Genomic DNA, 19,549 nt, shown 5'->3' with positions numbered 1-19,549 from the left:
CGCCGGGTCGCCGCCGCCGAGACCGTCTCGCACCGCAGCCGACCGCGCCACACTGTCCGGCCCCGCCTGGTGGTCTCCGGCGAGCCCGGGTCCGGGCGCAGCCGGTGGGTCGCCGAGGCCGCGGGCGACGCCCCGACGGTCACCCTCGACGCCGCCGCCACGATCGCCGGCTCCGAGCGGGACTGGGCGGAGCAGTTCGCCGAGCTGGCGGCGGATCCGGAGCGGGTCGTCGTGGTCGACGACGCGCACCTGCTCGGCGAGCGGCTCTGCACGCTCGTCGGCCGCAGTCTCGACGACCGTGCGGCCGCCCGGATCTGGCTGGTCACCAGCCCGACGGCGGACCTCCCGCCGCATGTCGCCGCCCTGGTCGCCCGCTGCTCGGAGCGCCTGGAGACCACACCGCTGCGCGAACGGCTCCACGAGTTGCCCGCCCTCGTCGCGGCCCTGAGCACCGCCCAGGGCGCCGAACGGCCGCTCGTCCTCACTGCTCGGGCGCTGGCCGCGCTCAGCGAGCACCCGTGGCCGGGCAACCTCGTCGAGCTGGCCGTGCTGGTCCAGGAGCTCTCCGCCGACCACGTCGTGGGGCCGGTGGACCTCCCGGCCCTGCCGCCGCGATACCGGCCCGGCGGTCGCGTGCTCGCCGGTCGGGAGCACGCCGAACGGGTCGCCATCGTGGGCGCCCTGCAGTCGGCCGAGGGCAACAAGTCCCTCGCCGCCGCCCGCCTCGGGATCAGCCGGACCACCCTCTACAACCGGCTGCGCGCCCTCGCCATCTCCGAACAGCAGTACGTGTCCAATTCTTGAACACGAGCCCGCGCTGAGCTCTGCGACTCTCTGCCCAGTCTGAGAAGTCGTTCGAAGGAGAGCGTGAGAATGCAGACCCGTGGTGCGATCATCCGGCAGGCGCCGGGCAAGTTCGAGGTCGTGGACCTCGAGGTCGACGACCCCCGCGACGAGGAGCTGCAGGTCGAGCTCGTGGCGTCGGGCATGTGCCACTCGGACGACCACATCGCCACCGGCGACATCCCGGTCGGCATGTACCCGTTCGCGGGCGGGCACGAGGGCGCGGGCGTCGTCACCAAGGCCGGCCGCAACTCGAAGGGCATCAAGGAGGGCGACCACGTCGTCTTCTCCTTCCTGCCCGCCTGTGGGCACTGCCGGTGGTGCGCGAGCGGCCAGCAGAACCTCTGCGACCTGGGCGCAGGCATCCTCGCCGGGCCGCGGTGGACCGACCCGACCAGCTTCCGCCTGCACACCACCGACGGCACGCCCGTCGGGCAGATGGCGGGCATCTCGACCTTCGTCGAGACCACCTGCGTCTCCGCCGACTCCGCGGTGAAGATCGCGGACGACATCCCGCTCGAGGTCGCGTGCCTCGTGGGCTGCGGCGTGGGCACCGGCTGGGGCTCGGCGGTCAACTCGGGCGGCGTGCAGCCGGGGCACACCACGATCGTGATGGGCGTCGGCGGCATCGGGATCAACGCCGTGCAGGGTGCCGCCCACGCGGGCGCCACCAGCGTCATCGCCGTGGACCCGGTCGCGTTCAAGCGGGAGAAGGCGCAGGAGCTGGGCGCCACCCACGCCGTCGCCACCATGGAGGAGGCGACCGAGCTCGCTAAGGAGCTCACCAACGGCCAGGGCGCCGACCAGACCATCGTCACGGTCGGGGTCATCAAGCCCGAGCACGCCGGCCAGGCCATGGCGTCCATCCGCAAGGCGGGCACCGTCGTGATCACCGCTCTGGGCAACATCGCGGACCCGACGCCGATCCCGGTGTCGCTCGCGGACGTCACCCTGTTCCAGAAGCGGCTGCAGGGCTCGCTGTTCGGCGCCTCGAACCCCAACTGGGACATCCAGCGCCAGCTCGACCTCTACCGGGCGGGCGTGCTCAAGCTCGACGAGCTGGTCACGAAGACCTACACCCTCGACGAGGTCGCGCAGGGCTACCAGGACATGCACGACGGCAAGAACATCCGCGGCGTCATCCGCTTCAGCTAGGTCAGGAGACCCCATGAGCGCACCGACGCGCACCGAGCTGGACCGCACCCGCTTCTTCATCGACGGCGGCTGGGTGGACCCCACCGGCTCCGAGAGCCACCAGGCCCTCGACGCCGCGACCGAGGAGCCCCTCGGCACGGCGGCCCTGGGCACCGCCGCGGACATCGACGCCGCCGTCGGCGCGGCCCGCCGCGCCCTCGACGAGGGTCCGTGGGGCCGCACCACCGCCGACGAGCGGGCCGAGGTGATGATCCGCTTCGCCGACGCCCTCGCCGCCCGCGGCGAGGCCACCAGCACCCTGGTGACCCGCGAGAACGGCATGCCGATCGCCCTGTCGACGGCGTTCAACGGCGCCGCCCCGGCGGGTTTGTTGCAGATGTACGCCGCCATGGTCCAGCAGACCGCGCTGGAGGAGGTCCGGCAGAGCCAGGCCGGGGCCACGCTCGTGCGCCGCGAGCCGGTGGGCGTGGTCGGCGCGATCACACCCTGGAACTACCCGCAGACCCTGGCGATGATGAAGATCGCCCCGGCGCTGGCGGCGGGCTGCACCATCGTGCTCAAGCCCTCGCCGGAGACCGCGCTGGACTCCTACGTCTTCGCGGACGCGGCGCTCGAGGCGGGCCTCCCGCCGGGCGTGCTGAACATCGTCCTGGCCGGGCGGGAGGCGGGCTCGGCGCTCGTCGCGCACCCGGGCGTCGACAAGATCGCGTTCACCGGCTCGACGGCGGCGGGGCGGATCATCGGCGCCGAGTGCGGCCGCCAGATCAAGCGGGCGACCCTCGAGCTCGGCGGCAAGTCCGCGTCGATCGTGCTGGAGGACGCCGACCTCGACGTCTTCGTCGCCGGTCTCGCAGGCGCCTCGTACATGAACAACAGCCAGACCTGCACCACCCAGGCCCGCATCCTCGCCCCGCGCTCGCGCTACGAGGAGGTGGTCGAGGCGCTGGCCGAGCACACCCGCGCCCTGCGGGTGGGCAACCCGCTCGACCCGACCGTCGAGATCGGCCCGATGGCCTCGCAGACGCACCTCGAGCGCGTCCTCGGGTACATCGACGTCGCCCGGCAGGACGGCGCGCGGCTGGTCGCGGGCGGTGGGCGTCCGGCGTCGGAGGACCGCGGCTGGTTCGTCGAGCCGACGGTGTTCGCGGACGTGGCCAACACCGACCGGATCGCCCGCGAGGAGGTGTTCGGCCCCGTCCTCACCGTCACCCCGTACGACGGCGACGACGAGGCCGTCCGGCTCGCGAACGACTCCGAGTACGGGCTCGGCGGCTCGGTGTGGACCGCGGACGAGCAGCGCGGCGTCGACATCGCCCGGCGAGTGCGCACGGGCACGATCGGCGTGAACTACTACCAGCTGGACCTCGGGTCGCCGTTCGGCGGGATGAAGGCCTCCGGGATCGGGCGCGAGCTCGGCCCCGAGGCCCTGTCGAACTACCTCGAGTACAAGTCCATCTACGCCAGCGCCGCGTTCCTGCCCTGAGCCCCGCAGGGGGCGGGGCGACCACACGCTCCGCCCCCGGTCCTCACGGATAGAGCTTCCGCAGGTCGGGGCGGTTCAGCTTGCCGCTGCCCGTCCGCGGCAGGGCGTCCACGATCTCGATCCGCTTGGGGTTGTGCATGCCCTTCAGGTCCGGGTTCGCCGCGCACCAGGCGGCGATCCCCTCCACGGTGACGCCCTCCTTGTTGGGCACCACCACGGCGGTCACCTGCTCCACCCAGCGCTCGTGGGCCGTCCCGATCACCGCCACCTCGGCGAGGTCGGGATGGTTCGCGAGATGCTCCTCCACCATCTGCGGGAACACGTTCTCCCCGCCCGAGACGATCATGTCGTCGATCCGGTCGACGTAGTAGAGGTAGCCGTCGGCATCCTGCGACATGAGGTCGCCGGTGCGGAACCAGCCGCCCTCGGCCCACTTCTCGGGCACGTCGATGTTCCAGTACCCGGGGGTCACCGCGTCCCCCCGCACCCACAGCTCGCCGACGCCCTCGTCCCCCGGTCGCAGGTCCGGACCACCGTCGACCGGCACCAGCCGGGTCCGGACGATCTGGTCCAGCGGGGTGCCCATCGAGTCCGGGCGCCGCGCGTCCCCCGGGCCGTAGGTCACGACGAGCCCGTTCTGCTCGGTCTGGCCGTAGATCTCCACGCCCTTGATCCCCGTGCCCGCCTCGAGCCGGTCGATCGCGGCGGTGGGAGTGCGGGAGCCGCCGAACATGCAGACCCGGAACGAGTCCAGCACCACCGGCGCCGCCGCCGTCCGGTTGCCGACGTCGATCATCATCGTCGAGATCAGCCCACCGAAGGTCGGACGCAGCTCTCGGGCCAGCTCCAGCCAGCGCACGACGTCCCAGCGCGGCATGAACGTGATCTGTCCGCCGAGCAGCAACAACGGCAGGCTCGCCAGCTGCAGCCCACCGACGTGGAAGAGCGGCATGCAGTTCAGGACGTGGTCGGCGCCGGTGAGCTCGTAGCGCCCGATCGCGCCCTCCGCCTCCGCGACGAGGTTGCGGTGGGTCTGCCGCACGCCCTTCGGCACCCCGGTGGAGCCCGAGGTGTACATGATGCAGGCGTCCTCGTGGTCCAGCCGGGGCACGACGTCGACCGCGGGCTCGTGCGCCGCCAGCGCGGCGACGAACCCGGTGGTCGTGAGCAGCTCCGGGCCCTCGTCGCCGAGCAGGGCCGACACCCGGTCGTGGTCCGCGGGGAGCGCGACGAGCACCCGCACCCCCGAGTCGAGCACGGCATGGCGCAGCGGCGCGTCGGGGAACATGTGGTTGAGCGGAACACCGACGGCGCCCGCCTGCCAGGTCCCGAGCAGGCCGACCAGGTACTCGAGGCAGTTGGGCAGGAAGAACCCCACCCGCTCTCCCGGCGCGACCCCGGTGTCGCGCAGGTACGCCGCGAAGCGGGCCCCGCGTTCGGCGTACCCGGCGTAGTCGAGCTCGACGTCGTCCAAGCGGAGCGCGACGTCGGTCGCGTGGGTGGCCGCACTGCGGCGTAGGAGCGTGGCGATGTTCATCGGCGGTCCCTCCGAACCCGACGACGTTCGACGCTCACGCCGCCATGGGGTGATCACTGGTTCACTAAGGAACCTACCGGGCCGCCCAGCGGGGGCGCCACCGTCCGTACGTCAGGCGCCCTCGGAGAGGTCCTGCAGAAGGGCCGCAGGCGCCTGCGCGTCGGCGGGCTCCACGCCGAGGCAGGCGTGCGCGGCGCCGCACAGGAGCTCGGTGAGCCGCTCGACGGGCAGCCCGGAGTTGTAGAAGAGGATGCTCTGGGCACTGCCGATGGCGGCGTGCACGAGCACCCGCACCTCGGCGTCGGGCAGGTCCGGGCGCAGCGGCGCGACGACCGCGACCCACTCCTCGATGTAGTGCCGCTGCGAGCGGCGCAGCCTGCGCAGGTCCTCCTCGGGGAGGTTGCGCGCCTCGCGGTGGTAGACCTGCAGGATCCGGCGGTCCCCGATGGCCACCCGCACGTGGTTGCGGACGAGCTCGGTCACCGCGACCCGGTCGTCCGGGGCCGCCTCGACGATCCCCGAGGCACCGTCGCCCAGCTTCGCCATGACCTGCTCGAGCAGGGCCGCCAGGATGGATCCCTTGCTCGGGAAGTGCCGGTAGATCCCCGACCCGACGATGCCCGCCGCCGTGCCGATGTCCGCCATCCCGACGACGTGGTAGCCGTTGCGGGAGATCAGGTCTGCCGCCGCGCTCAGGATGAGCGTCTTACGCGCCGGATCGCGTCGCCGCGGCCCCCGTGTCTCCGCCACCGCTCCTCCTCGTCCCGCCTGTCGAGACCTCACCATGACACACGTCGGCCACGTCCGAGGGCGGACGTGGCCGACGCGTCATGCCTGCCGAGCAGTGGGCCAGCCGATCGGGACACCCATCGGGTCACCGAGCGGACCGACGCCGTCGACCGGCACCGGCGGCACGAGCCGCGTGGTGTCCGGGAGCAGGTCGCTCACACCCGGCTCCGCCGTCCGGCAGCCCGCCTGGTAGCTCTCGACGTTCTCCCCGTGCACGCCCGACGCCTCGTCGGCGAAGTAGGCGATCTGGGCGAACGCCTGTTGCGCGTTGCGGTGCAGGTTGATGTCGTGCCCCGCGTCCGGGATCGCCGCAGCGCGGAAGCACGCTGCCGAGTTGTGCGCGGGCGCCTCCCAGTCCCGCAGCCCGGTGGAGGCGGCCTCGAGCTCCTCCGGCGAGGCGTCCTGGCCAGCCTCGGTGGCGCACTCCTGCTGGTTCGCGCCGCAGACGAGGAAGTCGTACTCACCGTTCACCGTGAAGGTCGGGATGGTGATGTTCTTGTGCATCCCGTCGTACTCCGGCTCAGGGAAGGTCGCGAGCTCGGGCACAGTCACCGTGTTGGCGAGCTCGTTGTCCTTCTCGATCACCGCCGGGTCGGCGTTCTCCTCGTGGTAGAGCGCCGGGATGGTGCGGCTGCCCTGGCGCACCTGCAGGTACCCCGGGTCCAGCGCCCACGGTTCGGCGGAGGTCACCGGATCCAGGGCCGCGGGGCCACCGGTGAGGATCAGCGGCACCGCGTTGATCGCGCCGACCCGGTCGGTGTAGCCGGTGGCGATCACGGCGTCGGTGTCGTTGTAGAGGCTCGACTCGAACCAGGCGATCACCGACCCGTAGGAGTGCCCGACGGTGGTGACGTGGTCGAAAGCGATGTCCCCGATGCCGCCCTGCTTGAGCTTGTCGATCAGCTGGTGGATGGTCTCGGCCTGGGCCGCCGTCGTGGTCAGCGCGCTCAGCGGGTGGTCGGAGCGGCCGTGCCCGACCCGGTCGATGTTCAGCGTGGCGTAGCCGTGGTCATGCACAGCTCGCCGTAGATCGACGACGGGACGGAGGGTTCCGGCAGATTCAGCCCGGCCGTGCCGGGCACCGAGGACCCGACCGGCGAGGCGACCACGGGCAGCGAGACGGGGATCTGCCCGGTGAAGGGGCAGGTCTTTCCCTCGGCCTCGGTCGGCGTCCCGTAGTCGCGGGACGCCGGGGCGGCGGCCGAGGTGGCGTCGGCCTCCCCGGGGGCGGCGACGGCCACTCCGACGGCGGCGACGAGGCCGAGCACCGCCGCTGCAGCGACAGCGGCGCAGCGGACGGTTCTCCTCATGAGACAACCTCTCGTTAGTGAACAGTCGTTCTCCCCAACGACGTGCTGCACGACGAGATGCTCGGACGACACCACCTGATCGCGTGGACCTTCCGCGCGACGGGAACACCGCCGCCCTTCGACACCGGGCCCGCTCAGCCGCCGGGGGCGCGGATCGGGGCGCGCAGGGCGGCGGCGTGGTCGCGACCCATGGCGTGGTGGAACGCGGTGACGTGGGCGGACATCACCCGCTGCGCGCGGTCGGGGTCACCCGCCGCCAGCGCGTCGATCAGCCGCCGGTGCGCCCGGTTGCCCGCCGCGCGCAGGTCCTCGCCCCAGCTCGTGCCCACGACCTGCCCGTCGGCGACCTCGCCGATCGCCGACCACATGACCGCCAGCGGTCGGTTGCGACTCGCCGTGGCGACCGTGGTGTGGAAGTCCCGGTTGAGCGCCGAGTAATCCCGCGCGCCGCGGGCCTCCTCCATCCGCTCGACGAGCGACCTCAGGTGGGCGAGGTCGGCCTCGGTCCGGTTGGCGGCCGCCTGCGCCGCCAGGGCGGGCTCGATGGTGTCCCGGGTCACCAGGATCTCCTCGAAGGTCACCCCGAGCACCCGGAAGTTGATCGTGAGCAGGTCCGCCAGGGCCCTCGACTGGGGCTCCGCCACGAAGGGCCCGCCGCCCCGCCCGGTCTTCACGACGATCACACCCTGGGTCTCCAGGACCCGCAGCGCCTCGCGCAGCGTGGCCCGCGAGACGTCGAGGCGCTCCAGCATCCGCGCCTCGTTCGGCAGCGGGTCCCCCGGCCGCAGGCCCGCCTCGACGATCTCGTCGGCGAGGTCGGAGGCCACCAGCACGGCGAGCTTCTCGCCGCGGCGCCTGCCCGGCCGCGGGGCGCGCAGGAAGTCGGCGACGGGATCCGGCCCGACCGCGTCCCGCGACTCGCGCGACGTCGTCTTCGCCATCGGCCCGTCCCCCCTTCTCTGCACCCGGGCGCGGCTCGGCCCATCAGATCACGATCGCGGGCCGGGCGACGCTCTGGGAGCGCGCCGCCTCCAGCGCGTCTCCCAGCTCTTCCAGCGGCAGCGCCTCGCCCGCCAACGCGTCGTAGGGCAGTCTTTCGACGGTGCGGGTCAGGAAGTCGACGGCCCTGACCAGCGAGGCGGGCCGGTAGAAGCCGACTCCGCGCACGGTCAGGTTGCCCAGGATGATCCGCGACGGCGCGATCGGCACGGCCTCGGTCGACCCGACAGCGCCCATGATCAGGTACTTGCCGTGCGGCCCGACCATCGTCAGGCCCTCCGGGACGGCGTGCGGCGTGCCCGCGACCTCCACCACCACGTCCGCACCCCAGCCGCCGGTCAGCTTCCGCACGACCCGGGCCCGGTCGCGCGCCTCGGGAAGCTCGCTCATGTCCACGACGTCCGTCGCGCCGAACCCGCGGGCCAGCTCGAGGCGGTCCGGGTTGGCGTCGACGACGATCACCGCGCCCGCGCCCCGGTCCCGGGCGACCGCGGTGGCGTAGAGCCCCAGCCCGCCCGCGCCCTGGATCACCACGGCGTCGCCCTGCTCGACGGGCACCTCGTCGAACCCGCTGATCACCTGTGCGAGCGCGCAGTTGGCCCCGGCCAGCACGGCGTCGGGCACCGAGTCGGGCGCCTTGAGCAGGGTGGCGCGTGGGCCGAGGCTGAAGTAGTCGCCGAACACCCCGACGAAGTGCGGCGGCTCCGCGGCGGACCCGAACATCGCCATCTTCTGCTTGACGCAGGCATTGGGGCGCCCGCGCACGCAGGACCGGCACTGCCCGCAGGGCTGGTAGTAGGCGAACACCACGCGGTCCCCGACGGCGAGCGGGCGGCCCAGCGCGTCGGTGGAGACGTTGTCCCCCAGGGCGGCGACGGTCCCGGTGGCCTCGTGGCCGAGGACGGTCGGCAGGGTCGCGCCCATCCGGGTCATGTCGAAGTGGCCCAGCCAGGCGTGCACGTCCGACCCGCAGACGTTCGCCCGCGTGATGCGCACGGTGAGCCCGTCCGGGTGCGGGGGCAGGACCGGGAGCTCCGCCACCTCGAGGCGGCGGTCTCCGTGGAAGAGGACGGCGCGACCGGTCTCGCTCATGGGTCTCCTTCGATGCGAGGACTGTTGACAACGAGTGTAAGTCTTACGATATTTATCGTCCAGACAGCATGCCGCTCACCTGCACGACCCGCCCCCGCCGCGCGGTGGGCGCGAAGGAGGACACGCCCCCCGTGACCGACTCGACCAGACCCGACCTCCAGGACCGCTACGGACTGTTCATCGACGGGACGTGGACGCCCGGGAGCGACCGGGTCCTCCCCGCAGTCGACCCGTCGACCGGGCAGACCTTCTCGACCATCGCCGACGCGTCGGCGGCGGACGTGGGGGCGGCCGTCGCCGCCGCCGCGAAGGCCTTCGGCCGCTGGGGGACCTCCCCCTGGGGCAAGCGCGCGGCGACCCTGGAGGCGATCGCCGACCGGATCGCCGAGCACGCCGCGCACCTCGCGGCCGTCGAGTCGCTCGACGCGGGCAAGCCGATCCGCCAGTCCCGCACCTGGGACCTCCCGGTCGCGGTGGAGAGCTTCCGCTACTTCGCCGCGGCGGCGCGCACCCAGCGCAACGACCTGACCGCCCCCGCCCGCGCCGCGCTGAACCTGGAGATCCGCGAGCCGCTCGGCCCGGTCGCGCAGATCATCCCGTGGAACGGCAGCGTGCTGATGCTGGGCTGGAAGCTCGCGCCCGCGTTGGCCGCGGGCTGCACCGTCGTGGTCAAGCCGTCCGAGCAGGCGTCGGTCGCGGCTCTGGAGACGGTCCGGCTGATCGCCGACCTGCTCCCGCCCGGCGTGGTCAACATCGTGACCGGTGGGGCCGAGGCCGGGCAGGCGCTGACCAGCCACCCCGACATCGCCCGGATCTCGTTCACCGGTAGCGGGGCGGTGGGCAAGCAGGTCATGGCCGCCGCCGCGGACACGATCACCCCGGTGACCCTGGAGCTCGGGGGCAAGAGCCCGACCATCGTGCTGCCCGACGCGGACCTCGACGCCGCCGTGGGCGGGGCCGTCACCTCGATCGTCCCCAACCAGGGGCAGATGTGCGTGGCGGGTTCGCGGCTGCTGCTCCACGAGGACGTGGCCGAGCCGTTCCTCGCGAAGCTGACCGAACGGCTGGGCACGTTGCGCTTCGGCCCGGCGCTCGACGAGAACACGGACATGGGCCCGCTGATCTCGGCGGCCCACGCGGAGCGCGTCGACGGGTTCCGCAAGCGCGCGCTCGAGGCGGGCGGGCGGGCGATCGTGGCCGTGGAGCCGTCCGCCGCGCTCCGCGAGGGCGGTGGCTTCTTCGGCGCCCTGGCGGCGATCGAGGTCCCCACCGACGCCGAGCTCGCCCGGCACGAGGTCTTCGGCCCACTGCTCGCCGTGGCCCGCTGGTCGGACGAGTCGGAGCTGCTCGACATCGCCGCCTCGACCGGCTTCGCCCTGGGCGCCGGCGTGTGGGGCAGCGACCTGAACACCATCATGCGGCTGGTCCGGTCGCTGCGCAGCGGGACCGTGTGGGTCAACGACTTCGGCAGCCTGCCCGCGGGATCGGCCTTCGGCGGGGTGGACGCCAGCGGCTTCGGCCGCGACAACGCGCTGGAGACGATGCGGGACTACCAGTACTCCAAGAGCGTCGTGTTCAACCTACGCGGCAAGCCCCTCCCCCTGTACTGAGCCGCCCTCACCGAGCCGACCGGAGCGCAGCAGCATGGACTTCTCCCTGTCCGACGACCATCGCGACATCCAGTCCGCCGTCGCGGACCTCGCCGCGAAGTTCGACGACGAGTACTGGACCCGCCACGACCGGGAGCACCTGTTCCCCACCGAGTTCTACGAAGCGTTCGCCGAGGCGGGCTGGCTCGGCGTCAGCATCCCCACCGAGTACGGCGGCGGCGGGCTCGGCATCGCCGCGGGCAGCATCCTGCTCGAGACGATCGCCGCGTCCGGCGCGGCGATGAACGGCTGCACACCGCTGCACCTATCGGTGTTCGGTATCAACGTGGTGACCAAGCACGGCGGCGACGCGCTGCGCCAGGAGATCCTGCCCCGGGTCGCCACCGGTGAGCTGCAGGCCTGCTTCGGGGTGACCGAGCCCGACGCCGGGACCGACACCTCGCGCGTGCGTACCTTCGCCCGCCGCGACGGCGACCACTACGTCGTCGACGGCCGCAAGGTGTGGATCTCCAAGGCCGCCGAGAGCGACGTGATGATCCTCGCCGCGCGGACCTCCGAGCGGGACCCCGACGCCCCGATGAAGGGGCTGTCGATCTTCCTGGTGGACATGGACACCCCGGGCATCGGGACCCGGGCGATCCCGAAGATGGGCCGCAACGCCGTCTCGTCCTACGAGGTCTCCCTCGACGGGGTGCGGGTGCCCGCCCAGCGGCTGATCGGCACCGAGGGCGACGGGTTCCGCGTGCTGCTCGACGGCCTCAACCCCGAGCGGATCCTGATCGCCCACGAGGCGCTGGGCATCGGCCGGGCGTCGGTGGCTGCCGCGGTGCGATACGCGAAGGAGCGCGAGGTGTTCGGCAGGCCCATCGGGAAGAACCAGGGCATCGCGTTCCCGCTGGCCGAGGCCAACGCCCGGCTCGACGCGGCCGAGCTGGTGTGCCGCAAGGCCGCGTGGCTCTACGACCGGGGGGAGAAGTGCGCCCGCGAGGCCAACACCGCCAAGTTCCTCGCCGCCGACGCCGGGTTCTTCGCCGCCGACCGCGCCCTGCAGACCTTCGGGGGCATGGGCTACGCCGACGAGTACCACGTCAACCGGTACTTCCGCGAGGCCCGACTGATGAAGATCGCCCCGGTGAGCCAGGAGCTCGCCCTCGCCTTCCTGGCCCAGAACGTGCTGGGCCTGCCGAAGTCCTACTGAGCCGTCTGCCGCAAGTCCCGCTGCACGTTCCTGCCGCATGTCCCTTCGCAGTTCCGCGCACTCAACGAGGAGTCGCCGGATCGGGCGCAAGAGCGTGCAGATGGTGTCGTTCCTCGGCATGGGCGTGGCGTCCAGACGGAGCCCGAGAAGTCCACGGAACGCCGGCCGCTCCTGCGGCTGTCGGCCGCGAGCCCGAAGCGCTTCCTGAGTCCCCAGATGCAACAGCGCGCCGGACGCTGACAGCGTCGTTTTTGGTCACCCACCAGTTGACTATGTCCCGCACAATCCGCCCAATTCGCAAAACCCCGGCTCGGAGCTGGCTGAGGCTACCTGTCTCAGGACGTAGGTGACGGGCTGGCTGGGTCAACGCCCAGCTGGCCGGGTCATAATTCCGCGGATTGTGCAGATTCTGCGGACGCGGGATGGACCTCCCACCGCGGCGACGCCGGGCGGCCGGCTCGCGAGCCAGGCGGCGGCTCGAGCTGGCGGAGGAAGCCGTGCTCGGTCAGGGTCTGCAATGCCGGGTCGAGGTCGGCCACCCTCCGGAACCGCAGCCGGGAGAGTGCGGAGAAGGCCTCGCGGCGGGTGAACTCGCTACGACCGGTGCGGAGGCGCCAGTCCAGGACGTGGTGGGCGTCGTCTCTCTCGGGCTCTGCGGCCATCTGGTCGAAGACTGCCAGGGCGTGGCCGAGAAAGTAGTGGCCCAGCCTCGCTGCGGCGTCGAGGTGCTTGGGCGGGATGGTTTCACCCCAGCCAGTCGGGATGACGTCGGCAAGGAACAGCCAGGCCAGCGAGGCGGGCAATGGCGCCGTTGAGCTTCGAGGCCCAGTCGGTCATGTGCGCGAGGTCGGCGTGCGGGGCAAGGCGCGGCTCGAGGTGGCGTTCGAGGTCGAGGACTTCGCGGTCGGCTTCGCGGCTCAGTCGCAGGCGCTGGGGCTCGTCGCGGTCGGCGAGAAGCATCACGAGCCTGGTCAGGCGGCTGGTGTAGGTCTTGTCGATCGGAGCCGGAACAGCTGGAGCACCGACCTGGCGGCGGCCGACGGTGTTCTCCGGCAGCGAGTAGAGGATCCGGGCGAGCAGGCCGCGGCCGCGGAAGCCGGGCATGCGGGCGATGTCCTGCAGTACCTCCGGCTGCAGGGCCAGGCCGAGAGTGAGGGCGGGCGCCTCGACGTGTTCGGCAGGGCGGCCCTTGCGGTCGACGCGGAGCAGGTCGCCCGCGTGACCCTTCAAGAACGCCTCGAGGTTGGGCACGCCGCTGCTGTAGCGCCCTGCGAAGGTGGAGAAGATCCCACCTTCCGCCGACAGCACCGCCAGACGACCGCGCTGCTCAGCGAGCAGGGATGCGGCGGCTTCGGTGGTGACGTCGTCGGCGATCAGGCAAGGCAGCGCGGGGACGGGCTTCTCCGCTTCGAGGGTGTATTCGGCCGCCGCGTTGAGCGCCTCGACGCGGGCGTCGGGGTCGCGGACGTTCGTGGCCTCGATCGTCCGGCGCTCGGCCTCCTTCGCCGCCATCTTCCGCGCGAGCTCGGCCTCGACGATCCGCGGGCGCGCCTGGTCGATGAGCTGGCGCTCGGCTTCCAGCAGCGGCGCGGTCATCGCTGCGAACACTGCGCTCTTGCGCGAGTCCGGAGGCATCGCGACCACGGTGTAGAGGTTCAAGGGCTCCCGCCAACCGGGGCGGATCTCGATCTCTGCCCGGCCGCCTGCCGCGGTGGACAGAGCGGCGAGGGCGAGGCAGCCGGGCAGGTCGAGTGGGGTCTGGGTGAACTCGGCGACCGCCATGACCATGTCCGCCACCCACGTCGGCAGGGCATCCACCGGGAACGGTGGGACCAGGCGGCGCGGGGTGAGCGGGGTCGGGTCGGCGTCCCAGCCCTGGGCGGTGGTCTGGTCGTCGTTGTGGAGGATAGCGAGGCGGCGGTCGGCGTCGAGGCCGTTGAGGATGTCCTTGGCGGTGCGGCGCCTGGTCACGGCCGTCCTTCCGAGGGTGCGCGGCGGGGGCAGCGCGTCCCCGCGGTCAGGCCGGAGCGGATCCGTGCGGTGCGCCTCCGCTGCGGGGAGTCCGACCGCTGCGGACGCTTCGGCGAGGGCTGCGGTGGCCAAGCCTTCGGGCAGGAGTCCTCCGCCGACGAGCTGGCCGAGGGCGAACGCTGCCGCGTTGAGCGTCTGGTTGCGGTGGCCCGGCCGAGCGGCGAGGACTCGGTCGACCTCGCCGCGCAGGGCGGCAGCGGTGTAGGAGGATCGGCGGCCGACGACGTCGAGCAGCGGCGCGAATCCCGTCCCGCGCGGGGCTGGCTCGTCGTGCTCCTCGGCGAGCAGCCTGGTCAGCCACAAGAGCAGCGGCGCCACCCGAGCCTCGGACGCGCGGTAGCGGCGACCGCGGACCACCGACCCGGCCGCCACAACATAGCCGTGCCCCGGCGGGACTTCGGCGCGCTTTGGGCAGCCGCTGAGATTCGTTCCCAGGAGCAGGGTGCGAACGGCGTCACCGACTACGCCGCGGGCGCCGTAGCGATCACCTGCCGCTGGCTGGCGGTGGCGACCATCGAGGGTCCCGGTGGGCGACGTCGGCCGGCGTCGGCGCCGATCACGAGTACCTCGCGGACCGCGCAGGACGAGCTCATCGAGGCCGAGTACCTCGCGGCGGAGACCCTGGCCGCGCGGCCCGCGCCGCCGGAGTGGCTGGCGCGTCAGCCGGGCTACCTGGCCGCGGTGTGCGCGACGCTTCGCTGGGCGTGGCGCGGCGTCGGCACTGCCTCAGTGCTTGCCGATCACTGACCTGGTCATTCGCGCTCCAAGGCGTAGTCGTCGGTGGTGTCGAGCTCGGCGGTGTGGTCGGGTGGCGGGAACTCCTCGGCCGGATACTGGGCGTCGTAGATCTCGCGGGCCTCGATCTCGGCCAGGGCCTGCTGCGCGCGGGTCACCGCGGCCGCGGTCTCGTCCGCGCTCGGGACGCGCACGGCGTCCTCGCCGTGGTCGAGGTCCCGGTTCTGGTCGCGGATGTCGGGAGTCGGCTCGTGTCGTTCGTGCGACGAGGCGTCGAGCTCGTACTCCTCGGTGATCTCGCGGTGTCGCTCGTCCTCGGTCTGGTCCTCGCGGTGGACGTCAAGCCATTCCTCGGCGGTGACGGCCGGCTCCGGGGCGGTGTCGGTCTCGGCTTCTGCTGCGCGCAGGGCCGCGGTGCGGCGCTGGGCGTCGGCGGCCTGGTGGGTCCCGGTCAGCTCGTTCGCCACGTAGCGAGGCGCCCACACCGCCTCCCGCTCAGTTGCTCGGATCCGGACGCGCAGCTGCTCGTCGGACATCTCGATCTCTTCGCGGTCGATCTCGGGCCGACCGAGGGAACGCCAGGCCGCGCGGTAGGCGACGAACGCCTCCACCTGGCCGGGCGCGAGTGCCGGGCCGTGGGCGTCGGCGTCACCTGTGTGCTCGCGCATCTCCCGGTACGCCGCGACGGCTCCCACCTCGGTCGCCCACTCCCGACGGGCCGTCATCTCCTCGGGCGGCTCACCGAAGGCGTCGAGCGCCCACCGAGGTGGTTCCTCGGCCGCGTCCAGGCCCAGCTGTCGGGCTCGCGCGTCGGCGGCCTCGGCCAGGTTGTCGAGGTATGCCTGCCACTCGACGTCGTCAACGCGAGGTGCCCACTCGGCCCAGGTCCGACAGCGGTCCCGCTCGGTGATCCGGCTGTAGGCGATCTGGCTGCCCGGCCTCGCCGTCGCCGCGGCCGCGCGGGTCGAGGTGTCGGAGACGGTCGGGAGGCGGCCTTGCAGCACGCTGTCGCCCTCGACAGCGACGGGCCCGACGAGCCAACGCAATCACCGCGGCGACCAGCAGACCCAGCAGTATCAGCGGGGTCGGGCTGAGGGTCGACGCCCGCGTAGACGCGCACGCGAATGGCCCCACTGGGCAGGGTGTCGACGCCCCCGCGCGTCCGTCGCTTGCTGGTGCTCGCTCGCGTCATGACGAGGAACAAACCACGACTCGCGTCACGAATGATGTCACGCTGTGGGTCGTGCCTTGCGACGCCAAAGAGAATCCGCAGGTCAGATGTGGAGCCGGAGGTCGGGATCGAACCGACGACCTACCGCTTACAAGGCGGTTGCTCTACCACTGAGCTACACCGGCGTGCCCCGTCACCGGACGGGGCGGTGCTCATCGTAGAGCGCGGGGGTGGGGTGGGGGTCACCTGGCCGATCCGTCGAGGGCCGAGGCCGCGGCCAGGATGAGTCGGCCCAGGATGCCCGCGTCGCCGAGGACCCGGGCGAGGTAGCTGCCCGAGGTGGCGGCGGGGGCCGCGGTGTCCGGGGCGGTGGTCGTTCCCGGGGCGGTCCTCGCCGCCGCCGAGGGCTGGGACGTCTCGGCGAGGGCCCCGGTCGGCGGCTGGGTTCCCGTGGCCGGGTCAGCCGTGCCGGCGGGCGGCGGGGGGCCCGCGGCGGCGATCCGGGCGGAGTCGGGCGTCGGGCCTGCGGCACCCGTGGAGGTGCCGGCCGAGTCGGGTGTCGGGCCCGCCGCACTCGCGGACGTGCCGGCCGAGTCGGACGTCGGGCCCGCCGCACTCGCGGACGTGCCGGCCGAGTCGGACGTCGGGCCCGCCGCACCGGTACCGGCTCGGGCCGAGTCGGGGGTGGGTCCGACACCGGCGGGCGGCGGGGTTCCTCCGGTGGAGGTCCGCGCCGGGCCGGGGGCGGGTTGCGCCGCGCCCGCGGTGTCGGCCGGGCCCGCCGACCTGCCCGCCTGCGTTCCGGCGTCCGCGGCGAGGGACGAGGTCCGGCCACCGACGCCCGCCGGGGCGGGACCGATTCCGCCCAGGAACGCCGGGGCGGGGCCCAGGCCACCGGTCACCGGGGCGGTGGGGGTGCCGAAGGCGCGCACCGCCCGGTCGTCCGAGGTGGTCCGGGCGGCCGGCCCGCGCTCGTCGGCGGGTGACCCGGCGTCGTCGCCGACGGGCCGGAGTGCTCGGTTGCGGAAGGCGTCGAGGTCGGGGACGAGCACGGGGGTGCCCGCCGAGTCGTACTCCAGGACGGGTGCGGCGGGCATCCGGGGGGCGTCGGCCCCGCCGAACAGGGCCACCACCGTCCGCCAGACCCGCTCGTCGTCGGAGGACACCACGGAGCTGCGGCCCTTGTCGACGACCTGCAGTCGCTGTCCGAGGTCGAGGCCCACGGTCAGCGGATCGTCGACGAGGACGGCACCCAGCGCGTCCGGCTCGGTCCGGTCGGCGAAGACGTAGAGGCCGGGCCGGGTGAGCCGAGTGGTCCTGGTGCCGGTGAACGGGCCGGTCACCTCGACCGGGGAGAAACCCTCCGGCGCCACGGTGCTGACCAGGTCGCGTGCCGGGCCCGCCGGGTCGGCGGTGAAGGTCACCGAAACCCCCGCCCCACTCGTCGCGTACCCGCGCAGCGTGTCCAGCGCGTCCATCAGCTCGGCGCCGACCGGCCGCGACCGCAGGTCCACCGGCGCGTCGACCGGGACGGTCGCCATCTCGGTCGACAGCTGGCCCAGCAGCGACTCGGCACGGACGGCGGCGGGACCCGCCTCGGGCACGGCGGCGCCGACGGCCCGGACGGCCGCGACGGTGTGGTCGAGGTTCAGCGCGTCGACGGGGCCCGCGCCCGCGTCCTCGCCGAGGTTGAGCAGGTCCCCCTCGGGGACGCCGGGCACCGACGGCAGGACCGCGACGGCCAGCGACCGGCGACCGAGCACCTCGAGGCCGGAGTCGAACCCGTCGGCGACGGTGAACGTGACGGACGGCTCGCCCAGCGCGGCGGGCGTGGTCACGGCCGTGACGACGGAGGCCACGACGGCGGCGCCGGCGAGCAGGCCGACCACCGCGAGGCGGGCACGACGCCCGCCCCGCGGCTTCTCGGGGGGAGCGGATTCGGACATGGGTTCCCTCGGTGGACGACTCGGCGCGAGTGGACCCACTCCACCGCGCGCACGTCACCGATTTCTGGACGGGCGTGACCACGAGGTGAAATGGCCCTCCCCGTGGCCCGGACCCGGCGTGAGGACAACGGAGGTTCCACCAGTCGGCGACCGTCGCACGAGAAGGGTGCCGGCGCCGCCGCTCGCACCGGATGGCAGCCTGGCGCCCGTGGTCGACGAGCTGAACCCCGCCGAGCGCCTGGCGAACCGGCTCCGCGCGACGCTGAAGCGCGACGCCAGGCGGCTGCTCGCCGCCGGTCCGCCGACCCTGCCGATGCTCATGGTGGGCCCGCAGGTGCCGGACGACTCGCGGGTCCAGGAGGTCCTCGACCTCTGTATGCGGGTCGGGGAGGTGCAGCTCTCCAGCGGCGAGAGCGTGGCCGTGGTGACCGACCTGATGTTGCGGCTGGCCGACGCGTGCGGGCTCCCCGCGGTGGACGTCGACATCACGTTCACCTCCATCACCATCTGCTGCCACCGCGGCAACGCGGCCGCACCGGTCACGTCGATGCGGCTGGTCAAGTACAAGACACTCGACCTCACCCGGCTCGCGAACGTCGACCGGGTGGTCGAGGAGCTCGAGTCCGGGCGACTGAGCCTGCGTGCCGCCGCGGTGGCCCTGGACGACGCGATCGGGTCCCGGCACCCCTACCCGCGCTGGGCGGCGACGGCGGGCTGGGGCCTGCTCGCGGGCGCGATCGCCGTGCTGCTCGGCGGCGGCCCCGTCACCGCGATCACCGCCTTCCTGGTGACGGGCGCGATCGACCGGATCGGCAGGCTGCTGAACCGGTGGGGGCTGCCTGCCTTCTTCCAGCAGGTCATGGGCGGCCTGCTGGCCACCACGGTGACGATCGGGCTGTTCGCGGCGGGACTGTTCCCGCCGGGCACGCGGCCGTCGCTCGTGGTCGCGGCGAGCATCACGGTGCTGCTGTCCGGGCTGTCGGTGGTCGGCACGGTGCAGGACGCGATCTCCGGCTACTACGTGACGGCGGCGGGTCGGGTCGCGGAGGTCGCGCTGCTGTCCGCTGGCCTGCTGACCGGTGTGGTGCTCGGCCTGAAGTTCGGGTTCGCGGTGGGGATCGCGCTGGACGTCGCCGGATCGGTGTCGGTCAGCGTCGGGCGGTTCAGCCTGTCGCTGCTGCTCGGCGCGGTCGCCGCGGCCGGGTACGCCCTCGCCGGGTACGCGCCGCTGCGGTCGCTGGCGGTCGCGGCCGGGGCGGGGGCGCTCGGCTGGGGCGTGTTCAGCGCGCTCAACGAGTTCACCGGCTTCGGGCCGGTGGCGGCAACGGGGGTCGCGGCAGTCGTCGTCGGGGCGGGGGCGGGTCTGCTGCGCCGGACGGCGCAGGTGCCGAGTCTCGTCGTCACGCTCGCCGGCATCACCCCGCTGCTTCCCGGGTACACGGCGTACCGCGGCTTCTACCAGCTCGCGGTCGAGGGCTTGTCCGAAGGCCTGGTCACGGTCACGCTGGCCCTGGCGACGGGGCTGGCCCTGGCCGCGGGAGTGACGTTCGGGGAGTTCCTCGGGCGGCCGCGGCGGCGGGCCGCGGACGTCACCGCGGACGATTCAGAACCCGCGAACATCCCCGGTGGTCAGTAGGGTTCCGCGCAGTA

General features: G+C 73.1%; 17 protein-coding genes and 1 tRNA gene. 7 read left to right on the top strand and 11 right to left on the bottom strand.

The genetic code is table 11. The annotated features are described in order from the left end of the window. From ABD993_RS01025 to ABD993_RS01015, 3 genes are all read left to right on the top strand, one after another. Positions 1–804 (top strand): helix-turn-helix domain-containing protein (locus ABD993_RS01025; protein ID WP_345411744.1); only part of this gene is annotated, 804 nt, incomplete at its 5' end. 69 nt (positions 805–873) lie between these two features. After that, positions 874–1,998, top strand: coding sequence for an NDMA-dependent alcohol dehydrogenase (locus ABD993_RS01020; RefSeq protein WP_345411742.1), 1,125 nt, complete (start codon positions 874–876; stop codon positions 1,996–1,998). A 13-nt stretch (positions 1,999–2,011) separates the two neighbouring features. Continuing rightward, positions 2,012–3,481 (top strand): aldehyde dehydrogenase, encoded by a 1,470-nt coding sequence (locus ABD993_RS01015; RefSeq protein ID WP_345411740.1) that lies wholly within the window; start codon positions 2,012–2,014, stop codon positions 3,479–3,481. Between the two features lie 43 nt (positions 3,482–3,524). Here the strand turns inward: ABD993_RS01015 and ABD993_RS01010 are convergent, their stop codons facing one another. The 6 genes from ABD993_RS01010 to ABD993_RS00985 all read right to left on the bottom strand — a co-directional run bounded on the left by ABD993_RS01010 (position 3,525) and on the right by ABD993_RS00985 (position 9,208). Next, positions 3,525–5,018 (bottom strand): class I adenylate-forming enzyme family protein, encoded by a 1,494-nt coding sequence (locus ABD993_RS01010; RefSeq protein ID WP_345411738.1) that lies wholly within the window; start codon positions 5,016–5,018, stop codon positions 3,525–3,527. A 111-nt stretch (positions 5,019–5,129) separates the two neighbouring features. Beyond that, entirely contained in the window at positions 5,130–5,768 is a 639-nt protein-coding gene (locus ABD993_RS01005; RefSeq protein WP_345411736.1) for a TetR/AcrR family transcriptional regulator, read from the bottom strand. 78 nt (positions 5,769–5,846) lie between these two features. Further along, positions 5,847–6,824: an alpha/beta hydrolase gene (locus ABD993_RS01000; protein ID WP_345411734.1), complete on the bottom strand. Its 978-nt coding sequence runs from the start codon at positions 6,822–6,824 to the stop codon at positions 5,847–5,849. Then, positions 6,797–7,117: a hypothetical protein gene (locus ABD993_RS00995; protein ID WP_345411733.1), complete on the bottom strand. Its 321-nt coding sequence runs from the start codon at positions 7,115–7,117 to the stop codon at positions 6,797–6,799. Before ABD993_RS00995 ends, ABD993_RS01000 begins: the two co-directional genes overlap by 28 nt. A gap of 134 nt (positions 7,118–7,251) precedes the next feature. Continuing rightward, entirely contained in the window at positions 7,252–8,058 is an 807-nt protein-coding gene (locus tag ABD993_RS00990) for a FadR/GntR family transcriptional regulator (RefSeq protein ID WP_345411732.1), read from the bottom strand. Positions 8,059–8,101: 43 nt separating this feature from the next. Then, positions 8,102–9,208, bottom strand: coding sequence for a zinc-binding dehydrogenase (locus ABD993_RS00985; RefSeq protein WP_345411730.1), 1,107 nt, complete (start codon positions 9,206–9,208; stop codon positions 8,102–8,104). Between the two features lie 131 nt (positions 9,209–9,339). Here ABD993_RS00985 and ABD993_RS00980 point away from each other — a divergent pair, with 131 nt between their 5' ends. Then, a complete protein-coding gene (locus ABD993_RS00980) occupies positions 9,340–10,818 on the top strand; it encodes an aldehyde dehydrogenase family protein (protein ID WP_345411728.1) in 1,479 nt (492 codons plus the stop codon). Between the two features lie 34 nt (positions 10,819–10,852). Further along, entirely contained in the window at positions 10,853–12,016 is a 1,164-nt protein-coding gene (locus tag ABD993_RS00975; protein WP_345411726.1) for an acyl-CoA dehydrogenase family protein, read from the top strand. Positions 12,017–12,399: 383 nt separating this feature from the next. On the opposite strand, the gene ABD993_RS00970 is transcribed toward ABD993_RS00975, so the two are convergent. Next, the gene (locus ABD993_RS00970) at positions 12,400–12,819 is read right to left on the bottom strand and encodes a hypothetical protein (protein WP_345411724.1); all 420 of its coding nucleotides are present in this window, start codon (positions 12,817–12,819) and stop codon (positions 12,400–12,402) included. Continuing rightward, positions 12,761–13,798 (bottom strand): YfjI family protein, encoded by a 1,038-nt coding sequence (locus tag ABD993_RS00965; RefSeq protein ID WP_345411722.1) that lies wholly within the window; start codon positions 13,796–13,798, stop codon positions 12,761–12,763. Before ABD993_RS00965 ends, ABD993_RS00970 begins: the two co-directional genes overlap by 59 nt. Before the next feature lie 117 nt (positions 13,799–13,915). Here ABD993_RS00965 and ABD993_RS00960 point away from each other — a divergent pair, with 117 nt between their 5' ends. After that, positions 13,916–14,794: a hypothetical protein gene (locus ABD993_RS00960; RefSeq protein WP_345411720.1), complete on the top strand. Its 879-nt coding sequence runs from the start codon at positions 13,916–13,918 to the stop codon at positions 14,792–14,794. Between the two features lie 5 nt (positions 14,795–14,799). Here the strand turns inward: ABD993_RS00960 and ABD993_RS00955 are convergent, their stop codons facing one another. The 3 genes from ABD993_RS00955 to ABD993_RS00945 form a co-directional block, all read right to left on the bottom strand. After that, positions 14,800–15,786: a hypothetical protein gene (locus ABD993_RS00955; protein WP_345411718.1), complete on the bottom strand. Its 987-nt coding sequence runs from the start codon at positions 15,784–15,786 to the stop codon at positions 14,800–14,802. Between the two features lie 277 nt (positions 15,787–16,063). Then, positions 16,064–16,138 (bottom strand) — tRNA-Thr (locus ABD993_RS00950). A 57-nt stretch (positions 16,139–16,195) separates the two neighbouring features. Beyond that, complete coding sequence (locus ABD993_RS00945) at positions 16,196–17,899, bottom strand: hypothetical protein (RefSeq protein WP_345411716.1); 1,704 nt, start codon at positions 17,897–17,899, stop codon at positions 16,196–16,198. Between the two features lie 208 nt (positions 17,900–18,107). Here ABD993_RS00945 and ABD993_RS00940 point away from each other — a divergent pair, with 208 nt between their 5' ends. After that, positions 18,108–19,535, top strand: a complete 1,428-nt coding sequence (locus ABD993_RS00940) for a threonine/serine exporter family protein (protein WP_345411714.1) — start codon at positions 18,108–18,110, stop codon at positions 19,533–19,535. Positions 19,536–19,549 lie beyond the last annotated feature (14 nt).

The organism is Pseudonocardia xishanensis, from assembly GCF_039541715.1.
GTDB classification, from domain to species: Bacteria; Actinomycetota; Actinomycetes; order Mycobacteriales; family Pseudonocardiaceae; genus Pseudonocardia; species Pseudonocardia xishanensis.
The sequence above is the reverse complement of the archived record's forward strand: the minus strand, read 5'-3'. Positions and strand labels throughout refer to the sequence as shown.